The sequence below is a fragment of the Kaistella sp. SH40-3 genome, assembly GCF_030686865.1.
GTDB lineage: Bacteria > Bacteroidota > Bacteroidia > Flavobacteriales > Weeksellaceae > Kaistella.
This window is the reverse complement of sequence record NZ_JAQYUS010000001.1, coordinates 526097-551726: the sequence shown is the minus strand read 5'-3', so window position 1 is coordinate 551726 and position 25630 is coordinate 526097. Positions and strand designations below refer to the sequence as shown.

Annotated in this window: 25 protein-coding genes; 15 read left to right on the top strand and 10 right to left on the bottom strand. The window is 34.9% G+C overall.

All coding sequences use genetic code 11. The annotated features are described in order from the left end of the window. Nucleotides 1–6 precede the first annotated feature (6 nt). The 5 genes from PUH65_RS02530 to cls are packed head-to-tail and all read left to right on the top strand — an operon-like array spanning nt 7 to nt 3359. Nucleotides 7–288, top strand: a complete 282-nt coding sequence (locus PUH65_RS02530) for a 2TM domain-containing protein (protein WP_305518305.1) — start codon at nt 7–9, stop codon at nt 286–288. A 4-nt stretch (nt 289–292) separates the two neighbouring features. Beyond that, entirely contained in the window at nt 293–586 is a 294-nt protein-coding gene (locus tag PUH65_RS02525) for a 2TM domain-containing protein (RefSeq protein WP_305518304.1), read from the top strand. A gap of 1 nt (nt 587) precedes the next feature. Further along, nucleotides 588–1148, top strand: coding sequence for an isoprenylcysteine carboxylmethyltransferase family protein (locus PUH65_RS02520; protein ID WP_305518303.1), 561 nt, complete (start codon nt 588–590; stop codon nt 1146–1148). 9 nt (nt 1149–1157) lie between these two features. Further along, nucleotides 1158–1901 carry a LytTR family DNA-binding domain-containing protein gene (locus PUH65_RS02515; RefSeq protein ID WP_305518302.1) on the top strand — a complete coding sequence of 248 codons (744 nt, stop codon included), beginning with the start codon at nt 1158–1160 and terminating at the stop codon, nt 1899–1901. A 9-nt stretch (nt 1902–1910) separates the two neighbouring features. Next, nucleotides 1911–3359, top strand: a complete 1449-nt coding sequence (gene cls / locus PUH65_RS02510) for a cardiolipin synthase (protein ID WP_305518301.1) — start codon at nt 1911–1913, stop codon at nt 3357–3359. A gap of 76 nt (nt 3360–3435) precedes the next feature. Here the strand turns inward: cls and PUH65_RS02505 are convergent, their stop codons facing one another. Next, nucleotides 3436–4833: an NAD(P)/FAD-dependent oxidoreductase gene (locus tag PUH65_RS02505; protein ID WP_305518300.1), complete on the bottom strand. Its 1398-nt coding sequence runs from the start codon at nt 4831–4833 to the stop codon at nt 3436–3438. A gap of 334 nt (nt 4834–5167) precedes the next feature. On the opposite strand from PUH65_RS02505, the gene PUH65_RS02500 reads away from it, so the two are divergent. After that, nucleotides 5168–6463 (top strand): DEAD/DEAH box helicase, encoded by a 1296-nt coding sequence (locus PUH65_RS02500; protein WP_305518299.1) that lies wholly within the window; start codon nt 5168–5170, stop codon nt 6461–6463. A 93-nt stretch (nt 6464–6556) separates the two neighbouring features. On the opposite strand, the gene PUH65_RS02495 is transcribed toward PUH65_RS02500, so the two are convergent. The 4 genes from PUH65_RS02495 to mnmA form a co-directional block, all read right to left on the bottom strand. Then, on the bottom strand, nt 6557–6811 hold the full coding sequence (locus PUH65_RS02495; protein WP_305518298.1) for an FUSC family protein: 255 nt from the start codon (nt 6809–6811) through the stop codon (nt 6557–6559). Nucleotides 6812–6947: 136 nt separating this feature from the next. Beyond that, complete coding sequence (locus PUH65_RS02490; protein ID WP_305518297.1) at nt 6948–7640, bottom strand: diphthine--ammonia ligase; 693 nt, start codon at nt 7638–7640, stop codon at nt 6948–6950. 114 nt (nt 7641–7754) lie between these two features. Then, nucleotides 7755–9887: a DUF262 domain-containing protein gene (locus tag PUH65_RS02485; protein ID WP_305518296.1), complete on the bottom strand. Its 2133-nt coding sequence runs from the start codon at nt 9885–9887 to the stop codon at nt 7755–7757. A gap of 72 nt (nt 9888–9959) precedes the next feature. Further along, complete coding sequence (gene mnmA / locus PUH65_RS02480; RefSeq protein ID WP_305518295.1) at nt 9960–11147, bottom strand: tRNA 2-thiouridine(34) synthase MnmA; 1188 nt, start codon at nt 11145–11147, stop codon at nt 9960–9962. Nucleotides 11148–11699: 552 nt separating this feature from the next. On the opposite strand from mnmA, the gene PUH65_RS02475 reads away from it, so the two are divergent. After that, entirely contained in the window at nt 11700–12239 is a 540-nt protein-coding gene (locus PUH65_RS02475; protein ID WP_305518294.1) for a hypothetical protein, read from the top strand. A 385-nt stretch (nt 12240–12624) separates the two neighbouring features. Here PUH65_RS02475 and PUH65_RS02470 read toward each other — a convergent pair whose 3' ends face one another. Next, nucleotides 12625–14736: a prolyl oligopeptidase family protein gene (locus tag PUH65_RS02470; protein ID WP_305518293.1), complete on the bottom strand. Its 2112-nt coding sequence runs from the start codon at nt 14734–14736 to the stop codon at nt 12625–12627. Between the two features lie 341 nt (nt 14737–15077). Here PUH65_RS02470 and PUH65_RS02465 point away from each other — a divergent pair, with 341 nt between their 5' ends. The 8 genes from PUH65_RS02465 (at nt 15078) to PUH65_RS02430 (ending at nt 22804) form a co-directional block, all read left to right on the top strand. After that, entirely contained in the window at nt 15078–15272 is a 195-nt protein-coding gene (locus tag PUH65_RS02465) for a hypothetical protein (RefSeq protein ID WP_305518292.1), read from the top strand. 262 nt (nt 15273–15534) lie between these two features. After that, entirely contained in the window at nt 15535–16938 is a 1404-nt protein-coding gene (locus PUH65_RS02460; protein WP_305518291.1) for a nucleoside recognition domain-containing protein, read from the top strand. Between the two features lie 62 nt (nt 16939–17000). After that, nucleotides 17001–17363, top strand: a complete 363-nt coding sequence (locus tag PUH65_RS02455) for a four helix bundle protein (protein ID WP_305518290.1) — start codon at nt 17001–17003, stop codon at nt 17361–17363. A 43-nt stretch (nt 17364–17406) separates the two neighbouring features. Beyond that, nucleotides 17407–17802 (top strand): hypothetical protein, encoded by a 396-nt coding sequence (locus PUH65_RS02450; protein WP_305518289.1) that lies wholly within the window; start codon nt 17407–17409, stop codon nt 17800–17802. Beyond that, nucleotides 17802–19589 (top strand): DNA mismatch repair protein MutS, encoded by a 1788-nt coding sequence (locus PUH65_RS02445; RefSeq protein ID WP_305518288.1) that lies wholly within the window; start codon nt 17802–17804, stop codon nt 19587–19589. The genes PUH65_RS02450 and PUH65_RS02445 overlap by 1 nt, the downstream gene beginning before the upstream one ends. Before the next feature lie 165 nt (nt 19590–19754). Next, nucleotides 19755–21104 carry a TolC family protein gene (locus PUH65_RS02440; protein ID WP_305518287.1) on the top strand — a complete coding sequence of 450 codons (1350 nt, stop codon included), beginning with the start codon at nt 19755–19757 and terminating at the stop codon, nt 21102–21104. Between the two features lie 24 nt (nt 21105–21128). Next, on the top strand, nt 21129–21719 hold the full coding sequence (locus PUH65_RS02435; protein WP_305518286.1) for a SprT-like domain-containing protein: 591 nt from the start codon (nt 21129–21131) through the stop codon (nt 21717–21719). Between the two features lie 2 nt (nt 21720–21721). Continuing rightward, nucleotides 21722–22804 (top strand): mannose-1-phosphate guanylyltransferase, encoded by a 1083-nt coding sequence (locus PUH65_RS02430; protein WP_305518285.1) that lies wholly within the window; start codon nt 21722–21724, stop codon nt 22802–22804. Nucleotides 22805–22853: 49 nt separating this feature from the next. Here the strand turns inward: PUH65_RS02430 and PUH65_RS02425 are convergent, their stop codons facing one another. From PUH65_RS02425 to PUH65_RS02410, 4 genes are read right to left on the bottom strand one after another with little or no spacing between them, the layout of a single operon-like run. Beyond that, a complete protein-coding gene (locus PUH65_RS02425; RefSeq protein ID WP_370692012.1) occupies nt 22854–23771 on the bottom strand; it encodes a glycosyltransferase family 9 protein in 918 nt (305 codons plus the stop codon). A 44-nt stretch (nt 23772–23815) separates the two neighbouring features. Next, nucleotides 23816–24235, bottom strand: a complete 420-nt coding sequence (locus tag PUH65_RS02420) for a SufE family protein (protein WP_305518283.1) — start codon at nt 24233–24235, stop codon at nt 23816–23818. A gap of 38 nt (nt 24236–24273) precedes the next feature. Beyond that, on the bottom strand, nt 24274–25371 hold the full coding sequence (locus PUH65_RS02415; protein ID WP_305518282.1) for a glycosyltransferase: 1098 nt from the start codon (nt 25369–25371) through the stop codon (nt 24274–24276). Nucleotides 25372–25380: 9 nt separating this feature from the next. Beyond that, on the bottom strand, nt 25381–25599 hold the full coding sequence (locus tag PUH65_RS02410) for a uroporphyrinogen decarboxylase (protein WP_305518281.1): 219 nt from the start codon (nt 25597–25599) through the stop codon (nt 25381–25383). Nucleotides 25600–25630: the final 31 nt, after the last annotated feature.

The window sequence follows — 25630 nt, the reverse complement described above, 5'->3', positions numbered from 1 at the left end:
TAAACAATGGAAAATTTAACAAAGCAAGAAATCGATTATTCGATGGCAAAAGAAAGGGTAAATCAATTGAGAAAGTTCTACGTAAGTCTGGCTATTTTCGCCGTCTTGCTGGCTATCTATAGTTTTAGAAATTATTATTTAAATGGTGAAATTACATTTTTTAGTTTTAATAATTTCTCTGGAATTTTTTGGATCTGGGGACTTATATTAGCGATTAGAGCAGTCAAAATATTCTTCTTCCATCACAGTTGGGAAAGAAAAATGATGGATAAAGAACTTAATAAATAAGATCATGGAAAATTTTAATGACAGCGACATCAAATATTTAGAGGCTAGAAAACGGGTAAAAAGAATCAAAGGATTTTACATCCACGCATTGATTTACGTTCTGGTGAATATTGGATTAATCATCACCAATACTTCCGTCGGCGGATCTGGATTTAACTCAATCGATACTTACTGGACCGCAATTTTCTGGGGAATCGGTCTTGCCGGACATGGATTGAGCGTTTTCCTGCCTAATATGATTTTAGGAAAAAACTGGGAAGAAGAAAAAATCCAGGAGTTAATGAATAAAAATAAGTAACATGAATACCGCCACCAATTTAATCATGGTTCTCTGGGGATTTTCAGAAATTTATCTTCTCTTAAAAATGAGATCCGGAAGTGCTGATGCGAAAGGCAAAGATAAGAAGTCGCTTTCCAGGCTTTGGCTGGTTATCGGCTTCAGTATTTTTTTCGGAATTTTTATTGCCAAATCCACCTACTTTCCTTTTTACCAAAGTCAGTTAATACAATTGCTCGGTTTATTGTTTCTGTTCTTAGGTGTAATTTTGAGGTTGATCGTTATTAATAATCTGGGGAAATATTTCACCGTAGATGTGACCATTAAAAAAGATCATCAGTTAAAAACCGACGGATTTTACAAATATGTGCGGCATCCTTCATATGCATTTTCGTTGCTCACCTTTCTAGGATTAGCGATTGTTTTAAATAATTACATTTCGGCTGTTATTGTTTTCGTTCCTGTATTTCTAATGTTTCTGTACCGCATCAAAATTGAAGAGCAGGTTTTAACGGAACAGTTTGGACAAGATTATTCTGATTATAGGAACAAAACCAAAAGACTTATTCCATTTATTTATTAATTTTAGAAGATGATAAAAACACTCATCATTGAAGATGAAAAACCTGCCGCGCGTAAACTCGAACGATTATTGAGTTTATTCGCTGATTTAGAATTAGTTGCAGTCATAAATTCCGTAGAAGAAGGAATTGATTGGTTTCAGAATAATCCGCACCCAGACTTAATTTTTTCCGATATCGTCTTAGGCGACGGCTTGTCTTTTGACATTTTTGAAAAAGTGCCGACGAAGAGTTTTATGATTTATACGACGGCTTTTGATCAGTATACTTTGAAGGCTTTTAAACTTAATTCTATCGACTATCTTCTAAAACCAATTATGGAAGAAGATCTGGAAAAAGCAATCAGTAAATTTAAAAGTTTCTTACCTTCAGAATCATCTTATAACACATTGGAAATTAAATCTTTAATTAAAGAAGAGAAACAAAAACTATCTCGGATTTTAGTTAAAATTGGTTACAATTTAAAGATTGTTCAAACCGATGAGGTTTCGTGTTTTTACAGCGAAAATAAAATCGTTTACCTTCAAACAAAAGAGAGAAATTATCCCACCGATTTTACCTTAGATGAACTGCAGGAAGTTCTTGATGATAAAAATTTTTTCCGTGTGAACCGGCAGTTTATCATTAATTCTAATTTTATAAAAAACATTCATACTTCACCTTATTACAAAGTCGAAATGGAGTTTCAACCGGAAGAAGAAATTACGGTGAGTCGCGATCGTGTGAAAGATTTCAAAGACTGGTTGTCTAACTAAACTATTTTTATGAACTGGATTTTATTGGCTGAGATTGTTTATGTAATCATCATAATCGCGGTTTTACTTCGAATTATTTATGATACCCAAACAGTCACGAAAACCCTTGCCTATTTGCTCTTGGTCATTTTTGTACCATTGATTGGGATCTTTATTTATTTCTCTTTTGGCATCAATTACCGGAAGAACAAATTGTACAATAAAAAGATTGTTCAAGATCAACAACAGGAGGATCAGGTGCTGGCAAAACTGGAATCCTATAATCTCAAAAATCTGGAAGGAGTCAAGGAAGATGATCATTTTGCAGGACTAATGAAGATGATTTATCAAACAGACCGAAGTCCTTTAACAACGAATAATTCTGCAGAACTCTTAATTAATGGAGAAGAAAAATTCCCCGCAGTTTTGGAGGCTTTACGAAATGCAAAACATCATATTCACATTGAATATTATATTTATGAAGATGATGAAATCGGCCGGGCGATTGAACAGATTCTAATTGGAAAAGCCAGGAGTGGAGTGGAGGTTCGTTTTATTTATGATGACTTCGGAAGTGCTTCCATTCGGAAAACATTGGCCAAAAGATTGCGGGAAAATGGCGTGAAAGCGTTTCCGTTTTACAAAATAAAACTCATCAAGTTGGCGAGCCCCCTTAATTACAGAAATCACCGAAAAATCATCGTAATCGACGGACGCATTTCATTCATCGGTGGAATCAACATCAGCGAGAAATACAGCAATGCTTCAAAACGAAATAAATTATATTGGCGCGACACTCATTTAAAGTTAGAAGGCGATGCAACTGCAATTCTGCAGCATATTTTTATTGGCGACTGGAATTATTGTTCCGATGAAAAACTAACCATCAACGAATTGTATTTCCCGAGACCTGAGCAGAATTTCGAGCATACCAAAAATGTTCAGATCATTTCCAGCGGGCCGGATTCTGACCGACCTTCGATTTATTACGCGATCGTAAAAGCGATCCAGTCGGCAAAAAAAGAAATTTTTCTTACGACACCTTATTTTATTCCGGGAGAAACAATTATTGATGCGATGAAAATGGCGTCACTTTCGGGTGTGAAAGTTAAACTTTTAGTTCCCGGAATTTCAGATTCGTTCATGGTTAACGCCGCGGCAAAATCCTATTATACGATACTTTTAAGAGCGGGAGTCCAAATATATCTGTACCGAAAAGGATTCGTTCACGCCAAAACTTTGGTTGCTGATCGCTGTCTGGCCATGGTTGGAACCGCCAATTTAGATTACCGGAGTTTTGATTTAAATTTTGAAGTGAACGCCGTTGTTTATGATCAAGAACTTGCGGGCGAACTTACAGATAATTTCGAAAAGGATCTTCTTGATTCTGAGCAAATTCATATGGAATCGTGGCTCAATCGTCCAAAACATGTACAACTCATCGAAAAAATAGCACGACTGATGTCTCCGATGTTGTAGCAATTTATTCTATCTAAAACAAAAATACCTTTCAGGATTCCTGAAAGGTATTTTTAAATTGATAGGGAATAATATTTTAAATTCGTTCTGCAACCAATTCTTCTTCGTCGGTCACTTCATAAAGATAGCGTTCCTTGGTGTCATTCAGTTCATCCATCCATTCCGTATGATGCACGGCTGCCTTCGTTCCGGTAACGACACTTTGGTACGTTTTGTCACGATAAGTCAGGATACACTCCTCTTTATCTTTTAGCCATTCTTTAAACATCACGGCTACCTGATCTACATTAAAATGCGGATAATCGGAAAGAGAAAGCAAATCTTTAATATAAGCCGTTTGAAAATCAACATGTCCTTCACCCGTTTCTGCCTGCTCATTTTTCTCTAACCACTGATCGATATCAAGACGTCGTTCGGCCTGAGTTGGAAGTTCTAATCTGCCCATCATATAATCTCTCGCAACCCAAGCCTGCGTATCAAACATGTTGAAGGTATAATACTGATCCTGCATTCCTAAATAAATTAACTGTGGCAAGTCATTAAAGAAGACTCCTTTGTAAAGGTGATCCGGATATAAATTATTTTTGGTTTTCAAACGCATTTCATCGGGTAAGAAAGGGAATTTATGTTGGTAACCGGTACACATAATTACGGCGTCGAACTTCTCGGTTGTTCCATCTTTAAAGAAAGCGGTATCATCTTCAAAACGCGTCACCAAAGGAACTTCCTTCATTCCCTCCGGCCATTCAATCCCGATTGGATTGCTTCTGTAACTTAAGGTCACCGATTTTGCACCATGTTTATAACACTGAACTCCAATATCTTCTGCGGAATAACTGCTACCGATGAGCAAAACATTTCGGTCGATAAATTGGTCCGCTCCTCTGAAGTCATGCGCGTGCATTACCGTTCCCGGGAAATTTTCAATTCCTTTAAAGTAAGGCATATTTGGTGTCGAGAAATGTCCTGACGCGACCACCAAGAAATCGAATTCTTCGGAATACGTTTTATCAATTTTTAAGTCATCCAGAATGACGGTGAATTTTTTCGTTTCCTCATCGAAACTTACCCAGCGAGCCGTGGTATTGAAACGGATGTATTCCCGGGCATTACTTTTTTTAATCCTTCCCTGAATATAATCGAATAAAACCGGACGCGGCGGATAAGAAGAAATCGGCTTTTTAAAATGTTCGTCAAATGAATAGTCAGCAAATTCTAAACATTCTTTTGGACCGTTGGACCACAAGTATTTATACATACTTCCGTGCAATGGTTCACCATATTTTCCTACACCAGTTCGCCAGGAATAATTCCACATTCCGCCCCAGTTATCCTGCTTTTCAAAACAGACGATTTCAGGCATCGCATAACCTTGATTTTTTAGGGCTTCAAAAGCACGAATTTGCGCAAGACCACTTGGTCCGGCTCCGATAATACCAACACGTTTATTTTTTAAAATATTTTTATTACTCATAATATTGTTTTTTTTAAATTGAAACACTTTATAAAAAGCATTCTACATTAATAATAGCTTGTAAAAATTTCTGCAGAAAGCAGAGGGTAGAGTTCAATACTCTAAAGAGAAATTAATGACAAAAAAATTGATTTATTAATTTCCGGGGGAATTTTTAATTTAAGCAAGAATTGGAATATAAGGAATTTTTTGCGGAATTCCTAATTTTTGGTGTTTTTTAAAGGTGCTAATTATGGAATGCGTGGAAATAATCCTTCATTTTTGCCTAAAAATAAAATTTAAAGGAGTTTAGCCGATTCACGAAATCTGTGGTTATCTTTGTAAAAAATAGAACATGTCCACATTGATATCCGATTTAGGAATTATACATCCACTTCAAAATGCGTTAAGAGATTTAGAAATTACGGTTGCGACTGATATTCAGGAGCAGGTAATGCCGATTATCATTAATGAAACTGAAGATATCGTGGCACTTGCCAAAACCGGAACAGGTAAAACGGCAGCATTCGGTTTGCCGCTTTTGCAATTGGTAGAAGTTGAAAATAAGAATATTCAAACTTTGGTTTTAGCGCCGACGCGAGAACTTGCCCAACAGATTTACAATAATCTAACTGAATTTGCGAAATACCTTCCAGAGGTTTCTATCGTTTTGTTAACGGGAGGAAATACCGTAAAATCTCAAGTAGAAGAGTTGAAAGCGACTCCTCAAATGGTAGTGGCAACTCCAGGACGATTTTTAGATTTGTTAGAAAAAGGGGCTTTAGATATTAGATCCTTAAAACGCTTGGTTTTAGATGAAGCCGATGAAATGCTCCAGGCATTAAAAGACGATTTAATGCCGATTCTAAAAGCAATGCCTAAAAATCGACGCACCTTTTTATTCAGTGCGACCATGCCCGGTGAACTGAAAGATATCGTTCATAATTACATGTCGAAGAATGCCGTTTCTATCGGTTCAGACATGGCGACTATCGGACATGAAGGTATTGATCACCAATATATCGTGGTTGACCCGATTGAGAAATTTGATGTGCTTTTACACTTTTTAAATTCTCAGGAAGGCGGACGAGGAATTATCTTCTGTAAAACGAAAGCAGCCGTTAACAAATTGGCGAAAAATCTGGCGATTCGTAAAATCTCCTCAGGTGCTTTACACGGAAGTTTAACGCAGGGAATTCGGGATCGTATCATGGATCAGTTCCGTGAAGGTTATATTGATATTCTGGTTGCGACTGATTTGGTTGCGAGAGGAATTGATGTAAAAGAATTGGCTTACGTAGTGAATTACCATTTGCCAGACACCCATGAAGCATACGTACACCGTAGCGGTAGAACGGGTAGAGCAGGAGCGAAAGGACTTTCAATGACGATTATTCAGCAAGAAGAAGTAAAAGAAATTGCGGGTTTTGAGCAGGAATTAGGAATTAAATTTCATCCAGTTAAAAAAGCAGATGCCGAGGCGATCGAATGGAATAATACTTTGGTTTGGGCGAAAAAAGTTTTCAAAACAAAACCAAATCGTGAAGTTCCAGAAGAAGTAAGACAGCAGGTAAAAACCATCTTTCATCATTTAACCAAAGAGGAATTGGTAGATAAAGTTCTTGCCAATTATTTAGCAGAAAACAGTTAAAAACCATTCTTTTAGCGTCATAAAAGAATAATGATCATAAAAAAAGAGGAGCGATATTTTTATCACTCCTCTTTTTTTATGGTATCAAAATAATTAGTTACTGTTGATGTTCCTTTCTTTTATTTCGTTTTCCAGCGCCTTTTTAAAAGTCCATTTTTTACTAAACATTGGGATAAAGAACAACGGAAAAAAGGTAAGAATTCCGAAACCATTTTTCACCGTACTGTAGATTGCAACGCCAATCATGACTCCGACGATCACTGCATTAATGATGTTTGTGGATTTGATCTTTTGCAGTTCTAAAGACAATTCTTCGTTGGTCATTTCGGATGGTTCTTTCTGCTTCATTTGGGTTTTTTATTTTGGTCTTGAACTGATTTCTAAAGACTGGGTATTCTAGAGGCGGGATAAAAATACGAAAAGTTTCTACTTTCCAAACACTTTAATAGTTCCTGAAACTTAAAATCTTTTGATAATAAAGGATTTAAACCACCAGTTCTGCCTGCCAATATTCAAAAGTCTTTTTCTCTCCTGTATCTAAAGTAAAATCAAATGAAGTTTTAATGGTTTCCGAAATTGAAAACTCAACTTCCTTTTTAAACAAACCTCCAGCGTAGGATAGAGTATGATACTCCCCATTTTCTCCGCAAACATCGATGTTGTCTGGAAATGAGTTGATCAAATTTTGGTCTAAATCTTTTCCAATATAAGTTTCATCTAATAGATCGGCTTGAGTAACAATGATTTTGGATTTGATTCCGGATCGTAAAAAATCATCGATAACTTCTTGTGATGTTTTCTCCCAAAGCGGTTCTACAACTTCAATTCCCAAAGGATTCAATTTGCTTTCCCGATAAGCCTTTACGTCTGATAAAAAGATATCGCCAAAAAAGAAATGCTTCACGCCTTGTTCTTTAAAATGCTTAACGGCTTCACTCATTTTCTCCTCGTAATTTTTCAACATTGTAGAAGAGGTGACCGCGTACAAAGGAATGCCAATACTTTCTGCCTGTCTTTCCAATATTTCCAAAGGAATAGAATGCATTGAAGATTTTTGACTTTCTTCGTTCATCGTGGTCAATAATGCAATGACTTCAAATTCATTTTCTTCCAAAACTTTTTGAAGTGCTAAAGCAGAATCTTTTCCTCCGCTCCAGTTGAATACTGCTTTTTTCATTGCGGATTTGCATTTCAAAGATTTCCGATCCCGCCGGCGACGAATATTGTTTTGTTGATCATTTTTTTTAGAGCGTGTTTAATTAAAAAGATTGTATATCTATATTTACACTTTCTAGTTAAGTAGCTGCATGCGTTCAAATAAGAAATCCTCCTCAAAAAAAGATCTTCTTAGATCCCTTAAATCTTGCCACTTTGTAGCATGGGAAAAGTTTTCAAACTGATTATATTTAATATTGGAAAACTTTTCAATTTGCTGTACTAACCATTTATCGTCAATGTGTTTTAATGACTTATTTGTTTTGCTGGAGTTTTCTTTTGAAGGAAGCGGACAAAGATTAAAAAGAGCATTTTTAATAATTTCCGCATCTATAATGTTACTCTTGTTAAAAAGTGACTGAGGAATTATGTGGTCAATATCAACTGACGAGTCTTGAGGTCCCATTAGACTATAAATAGAATAAATATGATAAACTAATGTTTTTGAAATACCGAAAGAAATATCATTTTCATCAATCTTAAAAGTATCATTAATTCCTTTGATAGTAGATAACCAATTCTGATCATTGACCATATCAAACTTTTCTGGTAAAGAAGAGAAGTTTTTTATATTCTGACTAATTTTTGAATCACTTGAACCTCTCCATTTTAGTGTAACGTATTCAAATACAAGTTTATCAGCTAATATTATTGCATTATTTATAAAGATTTTTGCTTTATCAGAATTTCCTATTGGCATATCTTTCCTTTTGAAATCATGATATACAGTAAATAAGAAATTAAGAGCAATTGCATCACTTGTTATGTCTAAAAAGTTTTGATTCCAAGATTTTAAGTATTTAAAATATGGTGAATCACCCAAAACTTTTCCAATAATATTTAATTCATCAATTATTGTATCAATGTCCGACTCCCAAGAAATATCTTTGTTCAACGCAAGCTTATCAACATCTTCTTTTTTTATACCTTTTTGATAAATACCACTTAGGATTTTAAATCCTAATGTTAATTTTTTTTCTAATTCGTTATTTTTATTATAACTAAGTTTAGGGAATAAGAAATCAAGGGCCGAAATTCGATCGTAAAAAGTAGCTGGATAATCCCATCTAACTGTATTTTCTACTTGAGTGTTTATGGCGCTATATAATAAACGTCTGTGCTCTTCTATATTTTTCGAAGGAGATTTAATTATAATATTCCATGCAGGTTTTGCAGATAAAATTTCGACTGCGGATAATTTTGTACCCTCTTTATTAATTAACATGAAAATCATTTGCGAATCTGTAGCAGTAATATCTTGAGTTTCAATAATTCCAATTATTGCCTCTTGAAGTCGGTTTTTTATAATTTCAACAACCTTAATTGAATTAGATATATGCTCCCAATTCTTTTGAATATTTGAATGTAGAATTTTTGCCGTTTGTGCATCCAACGGATACCGACTGATCAGATAATCATAGAAAGATTTGATATCGATATCAGGAGTACCGTTATCAAAATTATTTTTTAAATACTCACCTATAAAAGTTGTTAATTTTTGTCCCGATAATATTTTATTACCTTCAGTTGAATATGTTAAATTATTAATTTGTTTTCGGAAATCAAAAGGATTGGTAAAGCCAGATTTTGTTATTGTTAAATTATGAACTGTTTGGATAATAAATAAAAGTTCATCTAAATTTCCCCAAATACTTCTATTGTAATCTGTATTACTTTCTAACTCCATTTCGGGCTCTTTTACTAAAGATTCATCCTCAAAAAACTCACCAATATATTCTCCATTAGAATTTACTTCCGTTGAATTCACAGCATAAGTTTTACCATCAAAAAAGAATTCATCTTTTCCCTCCCTAATCGCTTTCGATTTCGCTTCTTGGAATCCATCTTCATCAGAATCATTTAGATAATCAGCAATCTTGTCCCAAAACTTATCTTTTATATCTTGATGTTGATCAGTATTTTTTAGTCCAAAAAATTTCTTTGACCATTCATAAATGTTTTCCGGATTTTGTTGCATTAGTAATAATGCATTTCTCCTTTGTCTCCCATCTAATAGCCACCTTGTAGATTTACTACCAAAAGCCTGCTTATTAATAATTGTGACTCCAATTGGATAAGATTTAAAAACACTTATTGCAAGTTTTAAATTTTGCTCTGCTTTCCAGGTTTGTTTTCTTTGAAAACGTGGGAATCTTATAGTATGGTCGTTTAAAAAAGTGAGGATTGTTTCCGGTTTAACTTGATACATATTATTTCATATTTCACTGTAAATATAAGAGAATAAGAAATAACTAAAAAAGTTTTTCGAAATTTGAATGTTTTACGCAATCACCCCACTTCCCAACAATTCCTCGCCGTCATACCAAGCAGCAAACTGCCCTTCTGCAATCGCAGATTGTGGATTCACAAACTGGATAAATAATCCTTCCTCAAACTGGTAAAGCGTCGCTTCTTCCAAAGTCTGCCGGTACCGGATCCTGGCCTGTACTTTCATCGATTCGCCATTTTGCAAACGCAGATCTTCGCGAACCCAATGAACTTCGGAATTTTCTATTTTTAAAGCGCTTTTGAACAATCCCGGGAAATTTCTTCCTTCGCCCACAAAAACAATATTTTTTTCAATATCTCTGGAAATCAAAAAGCAGGATTCTTTATGTCCGCCAATTCCCAAACCTTTACTTTGACCAACCGTAAAATAATGCGCACCCTGATGTTTGCCAATTACTTTTCCGTCCGATTTTTCGTATTTTATTTTCTGACACAGAAATTCCAATTCTTCCAATTTTGAAGAAAACTCAGGTATCTCTTGATGAAAACCAGGGAAATCTTTAAAAATCTCTACAATTTCACCTTCTTTTGGTTCCAGTTGTTGTTGCAGAAAAGTAGGTAAACTCACTTTCCCGATGAAACATAAACCTTGCGAATCTTTTTTATCTGCCGTCACCAAACCCATTTCCCGGGCAATTTCCCGAACTTCAGGTTTTGTCAATTCCCCAATCGGGAACAGCGATTTTGACAACTGATCCTGATTCAACTGACACAAAAAATACGACTGGTCTTTATTATTGTCTGCTCCCGCCAAAAGGTGAAAAATCTCTTTTCCATTTTCATCAAAAGTAGAGTTTACCTGTGCGTAATGTCCCGTTGCAACTTTCTCAGCACCAAGCGATAAGGCTGTTTTCATGAACACGTCAAACTTCACTTCACGGTTACACAAAACATCAGGATTTGGCGTTCGACCTTTTTGATATTCCTCGAACATATAATCCACGATTTTCTCCTTGTACAATTCACTCATATCGATGACCTGATAAGGGATTCCGAGTTTTTGTGCTACCATCAAAGCATCATTACTGTCCTCGATCCAGGAACATTCGTCCTCCAAAGTCACCGACGCGTCATTCCAGTTTCGCATAAAAAGCGCCACCACTTCATGACCTTGTTTTTGCAGCAAATACGCTGCAACACTGGAATCTACACCTCCAGAAAGTCCTACTACAATTTTCATATGTTCATTTTATAAAGCATTTCAAGGATGCTCTTTATTGAGGCTACAAATTTACGACTTAATTAATGATTTTGTGAGGAGCACAAAAATTGATTTTCGTTTCAAGACCCGTCCCGCTCTCCACTATATCTTTATCTTTTCCGAAGAAAAGATAAAGGATGCCGTTGCGATCGGGGCTGGAAGAAAGTTCAGTTCTTCTTTTCAATTATTTTTGGCGTCTAATATATCAGATTTTAAATCATAGAAATTTTCGATTTCAAAAAAAGACCGCGCTTAAATTGTGAAATTCGTGAAATCATTTGTGGCATTTGTGTTTAGTATTTTTAGTTTTAACCGCAAAAGACACAAAATCGAATATTGAAAAGAAGTTTTTCAAAAGACCGCTAAAAGTTGAAACAATCCCTTGCGAAATATTTTGCAACCTTTTGAATTCTTACTAACTCAACCTTTTGTTTATTCTTTTGCGGTAAAAAAAATTCTCTCCTAGTTGCCGAAATTTGGGATTTAAAAAAATGACTTAATTTTACAGTTCAATCTTTAAAAGCAGCAGCGATGAAAAAACTACTTCTCCTTTCCATAATTTCTATCGGGTTTTCGGGAAACGCCCAAATCGGAACTTCTAAAACTTTAGGCAGTGCTGATTCAAACTGGACTTTCGGTGGTTCTGCCGGATTAGGCGGAAGTTTCGGCAGCAATAATGGCGGAACGTCGATTTACGTTTCGCCACGAATAGGCTACAAACTGACCGAAAGTTTGGAAGCCGGAATCGTTTCTGATCTAACCTGGACGAACGCAAAATATTTTTCCAGCAATACGATTGGAGTCGGACCTTTTATGAATTATTATATTGCCAGAAACTTTTATCTAAGCGGAATGTTCCAGGAATATTTTTTCAATCAAAAGAATAAGGTCACTAATGAAAAATACTCAGGTGATGAAGCCGCACTTTACTTTGGTGGTGGTTATCTACAAAGAATTGGCGACCGCGCTTATATGCAAATCGGTGGAATGTATAACGTTTTGTACAAAGAAGGCGAATCGGTTTTTGGGAGCGGATTTGTGCCAAGTATCGGCGTTGTTTTTGGTCTTTAATTTTTTAAACCACAAGTCACAAAGTTTGATGCTTTTCTGACTTTATAAAAGAGCATGAAGAAAATGCGCAATTACCGAAGACGATCTTAATGTTCTTAATCATTTCATATCAACTTAATGTTGAAAGAAACTTTTTGGATCTCCGATATTTCTGAATTAGCGAATATCTCTCTAAACATAAAAATGAAAAAATCCAGTGAAATTATTCACTGGATTTTTTTGATACTTAAAATTTGAAACGAAATAGTTCAACTAGTTATGGTCTGCAACCCGGCCTGAACGGAAATCCTTTTTTTTAGCGTTGGCTTTTGGCGTTGGCAAAAAAGATTGGGAGTGGAGGACGGATTAAGTTGCCCAAATAAAAATATATTTCGTTATTCAATTATTACTTCAAAGTTTTAATGCCCATTTCATAAAGTCCAAAACTTAAGATGTCAGCGTTTTCACCAATCACCTGTTCTGTGCTTCTACCTGCGCCATGTCCTGCATTGGTTTCTATTCTCACCAAAACCGGATTTGCACATGATTGCTTTTCCTGCAATTCTGCACCGAATTTAAAAGAGTGCGCCGGAACAACTCTGTCGTCGTGATCACTTGTGATAATCATGGTCGACGGATAGCAAACTCCTTTTTTCACGTTATGTACCGGTGAATAAGATTTCAGATAATCGAACATTTCTTTGTTGTCTTCAGCAGTTCCGTAATCGTAACTCCAACCTGCTCCAGCAGTGAATTTGTTATAACGCAACATATCTAAAACACCAACTCCCGGAAAAGCAACTTTCGCCAAATCAGGTCTCATCGTCATGGTTGCACCCACTAAAAGTCCACCATTTGAACGACCGGAAAGTGCCATATATTCTTTGGAAGTATAACCTTTTTTCTGTAAATATTCTCCTGCTTCGATGAAATCTTCAAACACATTTTTCTTCTGCATTTTGGTTCCGGCATCGTGCCATTTCTTTCCGTATTCACCACCACCACGGATATTTGGTACGGCGTAAATTCCACCGTTTTCCATCCAAATCGCATTGACTACTGAGAAAGCAGGTTGCAAACTGATGTTGAATCCACCGTAAGAATAAAGAATCGTTGGGTTCTTTCCGTCCAATTTTAATCCTTTTTTATAGTTGATCATCATCGGGATTTTCGTTCCGTCTTTAGAAGTATAGAAAACCTGTTCTGAAACGTAATCTGCAGGATTGAATTTTACGTTTGGCTTTTGATAAACTTCAGATTTTCCTGTATCTGCGTTATATTTATAAATAGTTGGAGGCGTGATATAATTGGTGAAAGAAAAATACAATTCTTTCTCTTTTTCTTTTCCGCCAAAACCTCCAGCAGTACCGATTCCCGGTAAATCGATGGTACGGATTAATTTGCCATTATAATCAAGTTGTTGTACAGAAGTTACCGCATCTTTCATGTATTTTGCGAATAGATATCCACCGCCTGTTGAAACACTTAAAACATTTTCCGTTTGTGGAATAACATCAGTCCAAACATCTGGCTGGTTAATATTAAATTTTACCAAACGCATATTCGGTGCGTCTTTATCAGTTAAAGCATAGATCCAATCTCCTTTAGAATCAATGATATTGGTATTAAAATCATATCCTTTTTGAATCGGAATGAAGTCAGTTTTATTTTTTAAATCTTTGATATAAAGTTCGTTGCCGTTGGTTGCTTCAGAAGCACTTAAAATTTCAAATCGTTCATCATTAGAAACGCCAACGCTCATATAACGTCTTTTGAATTGATCGCCACCGATAATGAGTTTGTCAGCACTTTGCTTGGTTCCTAATTTATGGAAATAGACTTTGTGCGTATCTGTTTTCGCCGAAAGTTCGCTCCCTTTTGGTTTGTCATAACTCGAATAGAAAAATCCTTCATCGCCTAACCAAGATGCTCCGGAAAATTTAACATCAACAATTGTTTCATCAATCTTTTCTTTAGTTAAAGCATTGATAATGATTATTTTATTCCAGTCACTTCCACCTTCGGAGATAGAGTAGGCAACTAAATTTCCTTTTTTATTAAATGAAACTCCGGCTAAAGAAGTGGTTCCTTTTTCGGAGAATTTATTGGGGTCAAGAAAAACTTCGGTCTTTCCATTTTTATCGGTTCTGTATAAAACGGATTGCGCCTGAAGACCATCATTTTTATAGAAATAAGTAAAATCTCCTTCTTTAAATGGTGCACCGATTTTCTCATAGTTCCAGATATCTTTTAACTGCGCACGAATTTCTTCACGGAAAGGAATTTTTGACAGATAATCATTGGTAAAAGCGACTTCTCTTTGAACCCAATCTTTGGTATCTTCAGCACGGTCATCTTCTAACCAGCGATAAGGGTCCTGTACTTTGGTCCCAAAATACTCGTCGGTATGTTCCACTTTTTTGGTTTCGGGATAATTCAAATTTTTGGTCATTTTTTGCGGAGCGCAAGATGCAAGCATTAATCCGGCTGCACCAAGAGCAAAGGTTTTAACATTCATAAATTGAGGATTTCCCTCAAAAGTAAGATTTTTTAGTGGAAGGGAAAAAGAACTATGCACAAAGACTTCGAATTACATGGATTCTTTTCTTTACCGCAAAAGATTGACAAAGGCTTGATGCAGGAATTTATCAAAAGGAAGTAAAAGGTGTACGCTAGAAGTGTTTTTTTTAATGGAGTCCTTTCAATTTTAAATCGCGTTTTAAAGATGAGTGTTTTTAAAATTTGCTGCAAATGTTAATAAATATTAAACTTTTCACGGTCAACTTTAACAAACTTTAAAACAATTGATTGGTTGTAAGGAATGCAATTTGCTTAATTTTAGAACTACAAATTTAAGATATGAGAAAAGAAACAGGAATTATATTAGCGGGAAGTGTAGGCGTAATTATCGGCCTCACTTTATTTGGTGTCCGAAAATTTTTAATAAAGAAGAGAAAAGAATATGATGATTATTATGCTGATTTTCATCGGCATTTTGAAAAGAAACACAAAGACGACGCCAATGACGGTGTTGAGTTTTTAGCCGTCCGTTAAATTATTTAAAGAGTTAAAAGTTCTGTTTTCACTGAAAGCAGAACTTTTTTTTGCCACTAAAGCACGAATGAAATTTATAAAAATCGCGAATGAAAAATCTGTAGATTTTTTAGTTTAGGTGAATCCTTTTTATTTTAATCAAATTAAAAAAATTAGTGCATTCGTGGCATTTATTCTGAATTGGGAGTTCAATCGGATAATTTATGGTCCTGATTCCTTTAAAAATAAAGATTTTAGTTACTTTTACTCAAATTTTTAATTCATGGTTTTAAGCAGGATTTGGAGCGCCTTTATTATTGTCGCCATTATTGTCGGAAGCATCAAATATATCTTTTCGGATTCTTACAAAGCGATTTATAATGATATGGTCGTTGGTAAAAGTGGCGATACCGTTCAGATTGCGACCCAAAATATCGACCAGTTAAATCCTGAGATTAAAAGTGCCTTATTATTAAAACCTGATTTTGAGCAACATCGAATTCATTATAAAACAGATGCTGCGAAATCGCAAGTTGCGGTTTACAGAGTTCAGGCAACTGACGGAGTTATTGGGACTTCTGAAACTGCGGTCAAAATTTGCTTAGGCTTAATTGGAATTATGACGCTCTTCATGGGATTCATGAGTATCGCAGAAAAAGCCGGCGGAATCAATCTTTTATCCCGAATGATTCAACCTTTCTTTTCTAAATTATTTCCTGAAATCCCCAAAAACCATCCGTCTTTTGGACATATGTTATTGAACTTTTCTGCCAATCTTTTAGGACTGGATAATGCTGCAACGCCTTTTGGTCTAAAGGCGATGGAAAGTTTGCAGACTTTAAATCCAGATAAAGACAACGCGAGCAATTCGCAAATTATGTTTCTGTGTTTGCATGCCGGTGGACTGACTTTGATTCCGGTTTCCATAATTGCGATTCGTGCGTCGATGGGTTCTCATACGCCGACCGATATTTTTCTACCGTGTATGATTGCGACTTTCGCAGCAACTTTGGCGGCGATGATCGTGGTTTCTCTTTATCAAAAAATCAATTTATTGCAACCTATCGTAATTGCTTATGTTGGTGGAATTTCTGCCATTATTGGTTTGCTCGTTGTTTACTTAGTGAGTTTAAGCAAAGAAGGTTTGGATAATTTCAGCATGTTATTGAGCAACGGAATTATCCTTTTAATTTTCTTCGCCATCGTTTTGGGAGCGCTTTATAAAAAGATTAATGTGTTCGATGCTTTTATCGATGGAGCAAAAGAAGGGTTTTGGACCTGTGTGAAAATTATTCCTTATTTAGTCGGAATGTTGATCGCAATTTCCCTGTTAAGAACTTCCGGAGTTTTCGATGTTTTAATTGATGGAATGAAATGGGTGGCTCAAGTTGTTGGATTTGACACCAGATTTGTCGATGGATTACCAACTGCTTTAATTAAACCACTTTCAGGTTCTGGTGCAAGAGGAATGATGGTCGACACGATGCAGACTTTTGGTGCAGACAGTTTCCAGGGAAGATTAGCCGCGGTTTTACAGGGAAGTTCTGATACTACTTTCTACGTGATTGCGATTTACTTTGGAGCAGTTGGAGTTAAAAACACAAGATATACGGTGACGGCGATGCTTTTGGCAGATTTGGTTGGGATTATTACGTCGGTAATTTTGGCGTATATTTTCTTTGCTTAAACAGGTGCAAGATTAATGATGCCAGGTACAGGGAACGAGTTTATATATTTAAAATTTTAGATATGAGTTACAATAAACTTGACATTTACAACCTTTCTTTTGAGTTGTTTATCGAAACGCATCGGCTCTCTTTTCGACTGCCAAAATATGAATTATATGAACTCGGAAGTCAGTTAAGACGTTCATCTGATTCTGTTAATTCTAATATTGTTGAAGGTTATGGCAGACGAATGTATAAAGCCGACTACATTAGATTTCTTGTATTTTCGCATAGCAGTTGTGATGAAACCACCAATCATATATTAAAGATTACTCGTTTATATCCTGATATTACAGAATTTAATGAGATACTTGAAAAATATAAACTTTTAGGAGGGAAACTCCATAATTATATAGAATACGTCAAAAATAATTGGCGCGCATAACCTTGAACCTTGCAACTTGAACCTTGCACCAAAATAAATAAATATGATTCACGACAAAGATTACATCATCAGAATAGTAAAGCAATTTTCAGAATTTCTTTCTAAAATGATTTTAGGCGGAGAAAGCGGTGGCGACGAAATAGAACTTCAAAGAGTTTTCGATACCAATATGAACGATACTTTCAAAATGAATTTTGAGGCCTTGTCTGCAATGCCTACGGACGAAATTGTTCAATTGATTAATGAGAAAGAAAAAGGTCATCACATACCATATTTCGAATTGTTGGGGAATTTGTTTTATTTTAAAAATAAGGAAACTCCAAATCCTAATTTTGCGGCAAAAGCCAAAGTTTTTTACGAACACTATTTAAAAACAAGCGGAATTTTTTCAATGCCGATTGTGAGCAGGATTGGCGAGTTGAAGAAAGATTTAATTTAATGAAAGAATTACATTTATTACTCTCTGAAAAAAAGGAAACTCTTCAAAGATTACAAAAAAAACTAATTATTTTAGGTTGGTTTCGAGTTGTTGTATTCCTTGCTATTACTTACTTTTTATTACAATATTTCATTTTTGAAAGTGGTTTGAAAATTCACTTGTATTTAGCGATTTGTTCAACTGTTGTCTTTTTTATTTTAGGATATTTCCTTTTAAATGTAAAACAGGAATTGCAGTTTTATAAAAATTATCTTCATATCGGTGAGGAAATCATCAACAAAACAGAATTCGAAACGGGTCTTGATTTTGAGGAAAATATTGATCAACATTCTTTTGCAAAAGATCTGGATATTCTCGGTAAAAACTCGCTGTTCAGTTTCATTAATTACGGTGAGTCAACTTTAGGTAAAAACAAACTCCGAGATTTCCTTTTAGATTTAAGTGTAGAAAAAGAGGAAATAATTTTGCGTCAAAAATCGATTGCAGAATTGTCTGAAAAGACAGCGTGGAATATTCATTTTCTGACTTTGGCGAAGTCGATGGAAATCAAAGGAAAAATTTCACATCCAACAAAATCAAATTCAGTTTTTAAAAATGCTGTTTTGGCAAAAATTGCCACAATTGCGGTTCCTGTCCTGACTTTAGCCACTTTATTATTAGCCATATTATTACCGATATCAGGAGCATTGATTGGCTTACTATTCGCCGGGATTTTAATAATTTCCAGAAGTGTCTTGTATGTTTATCGACGGGAAATGCAGAAATTAGGAGCATTGATTTCCTTTGATTCGAATCAATATGAACAGTTTTTGAATGTCTTTTCTCATATTGAAAAAGAAAATTTTAAAGAAGAAATAAATCAGTCTCTTCAAAATAAACTCAGATCTGGAAAGAGCAAATCATCAAGAAAAGAAATAGAAAAGTTGGCGCGTTTGCTTCGGAATTATGAAAGCGGACAAAGTAATATTGGCGTAATTCTTAATAACTTTTTCTTATGGAATCTTAATTTCACGATTAAAATCGAAAAGCAGTTTAACGCAATCGATGAGGATTTGCCGCAGTGGTTTGAGGCTTTCGCAGAATTTGAAGCATTTATTTCATTGGGTATTTTTAAATTTAAAAACCCAGATTTCATTTTGCCTAAAATCAATGAAGATGGTGTTAAACTTAAAACAGAAGAACTTATTCATCCTTTATTGTTTCAAACGAATGTGGTTTCTAATAATTTCACCATTAATCAAAGTACTGAAATTTCAATTATTACCGGTGCAAATATGACAGGTAAAAGTACCTTTCTGAGAACAGTAGGAATCAATTTGGTTTTGGCAATGACTGGCTGTCCGGTCGCGGCAAAAGAATTCAGTTTTATTCCGATGAAACTTTTTACCTCCATGAGCACAAGCGATTCTCTGAGCGAAGGAACTTCTTATTTTAATGCTGAAATCCTTCGCCTTCGAAAACTCGTTGAAAATTTAGAAAATGGCGAACCTCAATTTATTATTTTAGATGAGATTTTAAAGGGAACTAATTCTCAGGATAAACTCACGGGTTCGGAATTATTCCTGGAAAAATTAATGAAAAGTAACGTACTATTCTCTTGTCTCATTGCAACACACGATTTAGATTTAACAAAGATTGAAGAAAAATTTCCTTTAAAAATTAAAAATTATTGCTTCGAACTTCAAAACATTGATGGCGAACTTGAGACGGATTATAAACTTCAAAATGGTGTCACAAAAAGTATGAATGCGATTTATTTGATGCGGAAATTTAAAATAATTGATTAAGTTTTTAAGCAATTTAAGTTTAAGTTTTAGAAAAATCATCCTAAAAAATTACTCTTAAACGAATTGGTGATTTATTTTACAAATGAATCTTGTAAATCCGAAGTATTTCTTCGCAGTAATTGTAACAAATCATCAAAATGTTCGTCTTATTCTTTAAAATCATTAATGAAAAAATCTGCTGTTTTTTTTCTGAGTTTACTTTCCGGTTTTATGTTTTCACAGAAAGTATGGACGCTGGAAGAATGTGTGAATTACGCTGTAGAAAATAATCTGCAGGTGATTCAAAATTCCTACAATAAAAAACTTCAGGACAATTCTTTACAAGTTGCAAAACGACAATATCTGCCGTCGGTTTCCGGGACGATTAATAATAATGTGAGTTTCGGACAGGGCGTTGATATTTTTGGAAACACCAATCGGAATGATAACTTTAGCAACAGATCAAGTGTTGGCGCTGATATTTTATTGTATAATAACGGGCGATTAGAAAAAAGCATTAGAAAAACAGAGTTTGATGTTGAGGCCAGTCAGTTTGATGTGGAAAAAATTAAAAATGATATTTCACTTCAAATTGCACAACAATATCTTTCTGTTTTATTGAACCGAGAAATCACAAAAATTTCTGAAAGTGCTTTGGATAATGCCGACAAACTCTACAAAAGAGCAAAGATTACAACTGAAGTTGGTACAACACCGCAAACAATTTTAGCCGAAGCCGAAGCCGCTTTATCCAGAGAGAAACAAAATGTAAAAACGGCACAAATTAATACGGAACGAAGTTTATTTGCGCTGGCGATGCTTTTGCAACTTCCTGAATATAAAACGTTTGACATACAAAATGTCAATATTCAAAGTGAAATTGAGGCTCCCTTATTTTCTGCTGATCAAATTATCGATAAAGCATTTGAAAATCAACCACAAATAAAATCAGCAGAAAGCAGAATTAAAGCCGCAGAAGCGCAAACTAAAATAACAGAAACGGCGTTTTGGCCAACTGTTACTGCTAATGCCGGAATTGGATCATCCTATTTTAATTCTTTAGTTACTGATTATGCTGGTCGTGATATCAATGGAAATGCTATTAAAGAAAGTGGATTTTTTAAACAATACAAAGATAATTTCGGACAACAAATTGGACTTTCGGCAAACATTCCTATTTTTAATAAAGGAATTACCAAACTCAATGTTGAGCAATCGAAAATTAATGAAGATATTGCTAAAAACACTTTGCTTCAACAAAAGCAGCAGGTTTTACAAAATGTGCAGCAGGCTCAGTTTGATGCAGAAAGCAATTATGAAATCTATATCGCTTCTTCACAAGCCGAGAAAAGTTCTAAACTCGCATTGGATTTTGCCGAGAAAAGTTATAATGCCGGGAAAACTACGATTTACGACCTGAATATTGCAAGAAACAATTATGCTAATGCGCAAGGATCTGTTGCTCAGGCGAAATATAATTACCTTTTCAGTTTGAAATTATTGAACTTTTATGCGGGAATACCACTTTCTCTTTAGTCTTTTTAAAGGTACTTTTGCAACATGTCAATTTCCCTTTTAGAAAAATATTTGCCTGAAAACTGTTTGCCTTATCTCAAGAAATGGTTTAGCGATTATTCTATTCACATTAAAATTACAAGAGGAAGAAATTCTAAACTCGGCGATTATAGGAAAATGCCTGATAAATCCCATCAGATTACCATTAACTCTACTTTACAGCCGCCACTTTTTTTCTTTGTGCTTACGCACGAATTAGCGCATTTGCTGGCGTTTGAGAACTTCGGTCATCGAATTTCAGCTCATGGCTCAGAATGGAAAAATATTTTCAGTACAATGCTTCTGGAAAGTATTTCAATTTATGATGACGATTTAAAACCCATTATTTTAAAATTTTTAAAATCTCCAAAAGCCAATTTCATGTCGAGTCCAGAATTGGTAAGATACTTCCACATTGAGGATTATGAAGATGAAAGTTCTTATATTGAAGATCTGGAAATTAATGATCGGTTCATTTATCGAAAACAAACTTATATCATTGATGAAAAACGTAAAAAGAACTATCTTTGTACGCAACTCGATACCGATAAAAAATATATTTTCAAACCTTTAGCTCGAGTAGAAAAAATTAGTTAACTATGTCTAGATCAAATAATTACTGCGTTATAATGGCAGGAGGCGTCGGAAGTAGATTTTGGCCATTAAGCACCCAAAAACATCCGAAGCAATTTCAGGATATTTTAGGAACCGGCAGAACGATGATTCAGCAAACATATGATAGAATACGCCAAATTGTTCCGGTAGAAAATATTTATGTAATCACCAACAAAGAATATATTACCCTTACAGAAGAGCAGTTACCAGATTTAAATCCGGAAAATATTGTGGGCGAACCCATGATGAAAAATACCGCAGCGTGTAATATTTATATGGCAAAAAAAATTGCTCATAAAAATGCTGCTGCAAATGTGATTGTGCTGCCGGCTGATCATTTAATTTTAAAGGAAAATATCTTCCTCAAAAAAGTAGAACTTGCTTTTAACTTAGCCGAAAAAAATGATTATCTGATCACCCTAGGAATTAAACCAACACGTCCTGATACAGGTTACGGTTACATTCAGTTTGTTGAAAAAAATAAAGCGGAATATTTTAAAGTTAAAACCTTTACCGAAAAACCAGACTTAGAAATTGCCAAAACTTTTTTAGAAAGTGGAGATTTTTTATGGAATGCAGGAATATTTGTCTGGAACGTACAATCAATTCTTTCTGCATTTGATTCTTATTTGCCAGAAATGTATCATAATTTTGAAAGTTGTGAATACAACTCAAAAGAAGAAGAGCGCTGCATAGATCTTATATATCCGAAAGTAAGCAAAATTTCCATAGATAATGGGATTTTAGAAAAAGCACAAAATGTTTATGTAATTCCTGCAGATTTGGGTTGGAGCGATTTGGGAACCTGGACTTCGATTTATGAAAATGCCGATAAAGATAAACAGGAAAATGCAGTTAATACTAAACATTTGGTCACGTATAATTCAACCGGCAATTTGATTAAGTTGAAAAATGAGAACAAAGCCGTTGTAATTGATGGTTTGAAAAATTATATCGTTGTAGATACTGACAAAGCGCTTTTGATTTGTCCGAGAGCGAATGACCAATTAATTAAAGATTATGTTTCCGATTTAAAATCTTTAAGAAAAGGAGAAAAATACCTCTAGAACAGAATTTAATATAATAGAAATCCTTTCAAATGATGAAAGGATTTTTTTATATTAAGTTGATTATCTTTTGAATATCAATTTCTTCCAGGCACGCCCAATCTCCGCGATAACATTTTTTATCTCCAAAAACAGAACATGGTCTGCAGGTTAAATCTTTTACTTGTACGATGTCACTTTCACTTTGTCCATATCCCAAAAAGCCGGCATAAGGATGAGTTGAACCCCAAACAGAAATACATCGGGTGCCGACCAAACTTGCCAAATGCATGTTCGCAGAATCCATGGAAATCATGACTTCAAGTTCTGATATTTTCTGTAATTCTTCTTTTAGAATTAATGTTCCTGCTAAGTTCTCAGTATTGGGAATCTGTTTTTTCCATTCATTAAGCAGGACGACTTCATTTTTCCCGCCACCGAAAAAGTAAATTTTATGTTTTTTTGCTAAAATTTTTACGACTTCAAAAGTTTTTTCAAGCGGAAGCATTTTTCCTTTGTGTTGGGCAAAAGGTGCAATTCCGATTCCATTTTTGGATAAGGAGTTTTTTGGATATTGGTGGGAAAGTTCAAGTTTGAAATTCATGGCTCGAAATACATCTGCATACCGCTCCGAAGTCGGTTTCAGTTTTTTCTTATCCAGATTCCAAACATTAGTTAGGTGTTCTTTTTCTTCTTTGCCTTTGTTGATTTTAAAAACTTTGAAACCATTTTTAATAAAGAATAGATCCAGGGTTTTTGTGCGGATAACATCATGTAAATCCGCGATATAATCAGGTCGAAATTCTTTTAATAAAAGTCTCCCTAGTTTTCTTAACCCCCAAAATCCTTTGTAGTCATCAAGGTCAATTCCTTTAAAAATGAGGTTAGGAATTCCTTCAAATAAATCTTTGAAATTGGCTCGGGAAACCATCACCACTTCCACATCAGGATTTTGTTGAAGAAATTCAGTGATTAGTGGCACCGTCATCGCAACATCACCAAAAGCTGAAAAACGGTATGCTAAAATTCTCGTCACGATTTTAATTGAAAAGCAACGGCGTAAAATTTAATCTGTTTGGTCATCGCCATTAATCCATTGGCGCGGGAAGGTGACAGGAATTCCTGTAATCCTATTTCCTCAATAAATTTAAAGTCGGAATCTAAAATTTCCTGTGTGGTATGCCCACTATAAATTGAGACTAAAAGAGAGATGATTCCTTTGGGTAAAATGCCGTCTGAATCAGCATTGAAATATAGTTTACCATCTTTAAATTCTGCATCGATCCACACTTTCGATTGGCAACCTTTAATTAAATTATCATCTGTTTTTTTATCCTCAGAAATCCCTTTCAGTTCTTTGCCAAGGTCGATGATGTATTCGTATTTCTGTTCCCAATCTTCCATAAATGCAAATGCTTCTACGGTTTCCTGTTGTTTTTCTTTGATGGTCATTGCTCAATTCAATTTGTGCAAAGATAAGAAATTCGGTTTTAGAAATTTTCTGTCTTAACCTTTCTAAACAATTGAATTAATTTTGGTTCTTCTTTTTCCCAACAAAGTTCACTGGCTGCTTTATTTAATGAATCTTTGTAGAAAAGTTTTCCATTTTTAAGGACGATTTCTATTTTTTCGGCTAACTGAGAATGATCACTTATTTTTTCTCCAGTTTGAAATTGCTCAATAACCTTTCTCATTTCTGGGAAATCCGAAACGATTACTGGAATTCTTGCTTGAATATAATCAGAAACTTTATTAGGCATAGAGTAGTAGTAACTGAGTCCATTATTTTCTTCGATGCTTAATCCTAAATCTGCTTTCTTGGTGATTTTACACAAATCTTTTGGTAAAAGTTTTCCGAGAAATTTCACTTTAGAATCTAAGCCTAGAGATTTAGTTAATGTAAGATATTCTGCTTTTTTGGGTCCATCACCTGCGATCCAAAGTTCTGCGTTTTCAATTGTACTCATTGCAGAAATAATTTTATCTATTCCGCGCGAAGGATTAATTACGCCTTGGTACAAAATAATTTTAGGAGAATTATTCTCGGAATAGCTTTGTGGATTTTGGATATGAACTGGAAAGTTCTGAACAACAATAGGCCTTTCGATTGAATATGTTTTTGCAAACCAATCGGCGTAACTTTCACTCGCCGTAAGCATATAGTTGATCTTCGGAATTACAATTCTTTCCAGTTTTCGCCAGATCTTTTGAGTAAATCTTCCTTGAAGAGAAGGCATTTCGGTGAAGATTTCGTGGCTGTCAAAAACCAAGGGAATACCTAATTTCTTTGAAATTAAATAATTTGGTAAAATAGAATCTAAATCATTTGCGAGAAGAATACAGTTTTTATCGGCTTTTTTCAGAAGTTCCTTATACAGTTTCCACTGAAATTCGATATAGGCATAACGCAGAACTTTCTTCTTTAAAATAATTCTTGAAAACGGATAAGTTCTTTCCATTTCGGGTAAGCCTCCCCAATTATTTCCTATAAGGTCTATTTTAAAACCCTCTTCAACTAAAGATTTGCAGACCTTTTCTACGCGTTGGTCCGTATATAAATTGTTGAAAACACTTACGATTACTTTCACTGCAGAAAATTACGTCTTTTTAATCAAATGATAGACCTGAATAAAACACAGGATACCATTAGGAATGATCACTGGCCAAAGGTAACCATTGAAAACTCCATACAATACAAAGAAAGCACAACCTATTAAGTTGAGAATTCTAATTTTCTTTATGTCTTTTAAAGCAAAACTTATAACCACGAAGATAGAGGCTGCGTAACCGATATAATTGGTAATTTCGGGAGTCATGTTATTCTTTTTAGGGTAAACAAACGTAGTA

What these genes read in the sequence shown, in the direction of transcription:
- PUH65_RS02440 (WP_305518287.1), top strand. Translation starts at nt 19,755, where the DNA reads ATGAAAAAATCTGCTGTTTTTTTTCTGAGTTTACTTTCCGGTTTTATG.
- PUH65_RS02530 (WP_305518305.1), top strand. Translation starts at nt 7, where the DNA reads ATGGAAAATTTAACAAAGCAAGAAATCGATTATTCGATGGCAAAAGAA.
- PUH65_RS02500 (WP_305518299.1), top strand. Translation starts at nt 5,168, where the DNA reads ATGTCCACATTGATATCCGATTTAGGAATTATACATCCACTTCAAAAT.
- PUH65_RS02495 (WP_305518298.1), bottom strand. Translation starts at nt 6,811, where the DNA reads ATGAAGCAGAAAGAACCATCCGAAATGACCAACGAAGAATTGTCTTTA.
- PUH65_RS02475 (WP_305518294.1), top strand. Translation starts at nt 11,700, where the DNA reads ATGAAAAAACTACTTCTCCTTTCCATAATTTCTATCGGGTTTTCGGGA.
- PUH65_RS02525 (WP_305518304.1), top strand. Translation starts at nt 293, where the DNA reads ATGGAAAATTTTAATGACAGCGACATCAAATATTTAGAGGCTAGAAAA.
- PUH65_RS02520 (WP_305518303.1), top strand. Translation starts at nt 588, where the DNA reads ATGAATACCGCCACCAATTTAATCATGGTTCTCTGGGGATTTTCAGAA.
- cls (WP_305518301.1), top strand. Translation starts at nt 1,911, where the DNA reads ATGAACTGGATTTTATTGGCTGAGATTGTTTATGTAATCATCATAATC.
- PUH65_RS02425 (WP_370692012.1), bottom strand. Translation starts at nt 23,771, where the DNA reads ATGACGGTGCCACTAATCACTGAATTTCTTCAACAAAATCCTGATGTG.
- PUH65_RS02490 (WP_305518297.1), bottom strand. Translation starts at nt 7,640, where the DNA reads ATGAAAAAAGCAGTATTCAACTGGAGCGGAGGAAAAGATTCTGCTTTA.
- PUH65_RS02455 (WP_305518290.1), top strand. Translation starts at nt 17,001, where the DNA reads ATGAGTTACAATAAACTTGACATTTACAACCTTTCTTTTGAGTTGTTT.
- PUH65_RS02515 (WP_305518302.1), top strand. Translation starts at nt 1,158, where the DNA reads ATGATAAAAACACTCATCATTGAAGATGAAAAACCTGCCGCGCGTAAA.
- mnmA (WP_305518295.1), bottom strand. Translation starts at nt 11,147, where the DNA reads ATGAAAATTGTAGTAGGACTTTCTGGAGGTGTAGATTCCAGTGTTGCA.
- PUH65_RS02460 (WP_305518291.1), top strand. Translation starts at nt 15,535, where the DNA reads ATGGTTTTAAGCAGGATTTGGAGCGCCTTTATTATTGTCGCCATTATT.
- PUH65_RS02505 (WP_305518300.1), bottom strand. Translation starts at nt 4,833, where the DNA reads ATGAGTAATAAAAATATTTTAAAAAATAAACGTGTTGGTATTATCGGA.
- PUH65_RS02470 (WP_305518293.1), bottom strand. Translation starts at nt 14,736, where the DNA reads ATGAATGTTAAAACCTTTGCTCTTGGTGCAGCCGGATTAATGCTTGCA.
- PUH65_RS02410 (WP_305518281.1), bottom strand. Translation starts at nt 25,599, where the DNA reads ATGACTCCCGAAATTACCAATTATATCGGTTACGCAGCCTCTATCTTC.
- PUH65_RS02465 (WP_305518292.1), top strand. Translation starts at nt 15,078, where the DNA reads ATGAGAAAAGAAACAGGAATTATATTAGCGGGAAGTGTAGGCGTAATT.
- PUH65_RS02435 (WP_305518286.1), top strand. Translation starts at nt 21,129, where the DNA reads ATGTCAATTTCCCTTTTAGAAAAATATTTGCCTGAAAACTGTTTGCCT.
- PUH65_RS02420 (WP_305518283.1), bottom strand. Translation starts at nt 24,235, where the DNA reads ATGACCATCAAAGAAAAACAACAGGAAACCGTAGAAGCATTTGCATTT.
- PUH65_RS02450 (WP_305518289.1), top strand. Translation starts at nt 17,407, where the DNA reads ATGATTCACGACAAAGATTACATCATCAGAATAGTAAAGCAATTTTCA.
- PUH65_RS02485 (WP_305518296.1), bottom strand. Translation starts at nt 9,887, where the DNA reads ATGTATCAAGTTAAACCGGAAACAATCCTCACTTTTTTAAACGACCAT.
- PUH65_RS02445 (WP_305518288.1), top strand. Translation starts at nt 17,802, where the DNA reads ATGAAAGAATTACATTTATTACTCTCTGAAAAAAAGGAAACTCTTCAA.
- PUH65_RS02430 (WP_305518285.1), top strand. Translation starts at nt 21,722, where the DNA reads ATGTCTAGATCAAATAATTACTGCGTTATAATGGCAGGAGGCGTCGGA.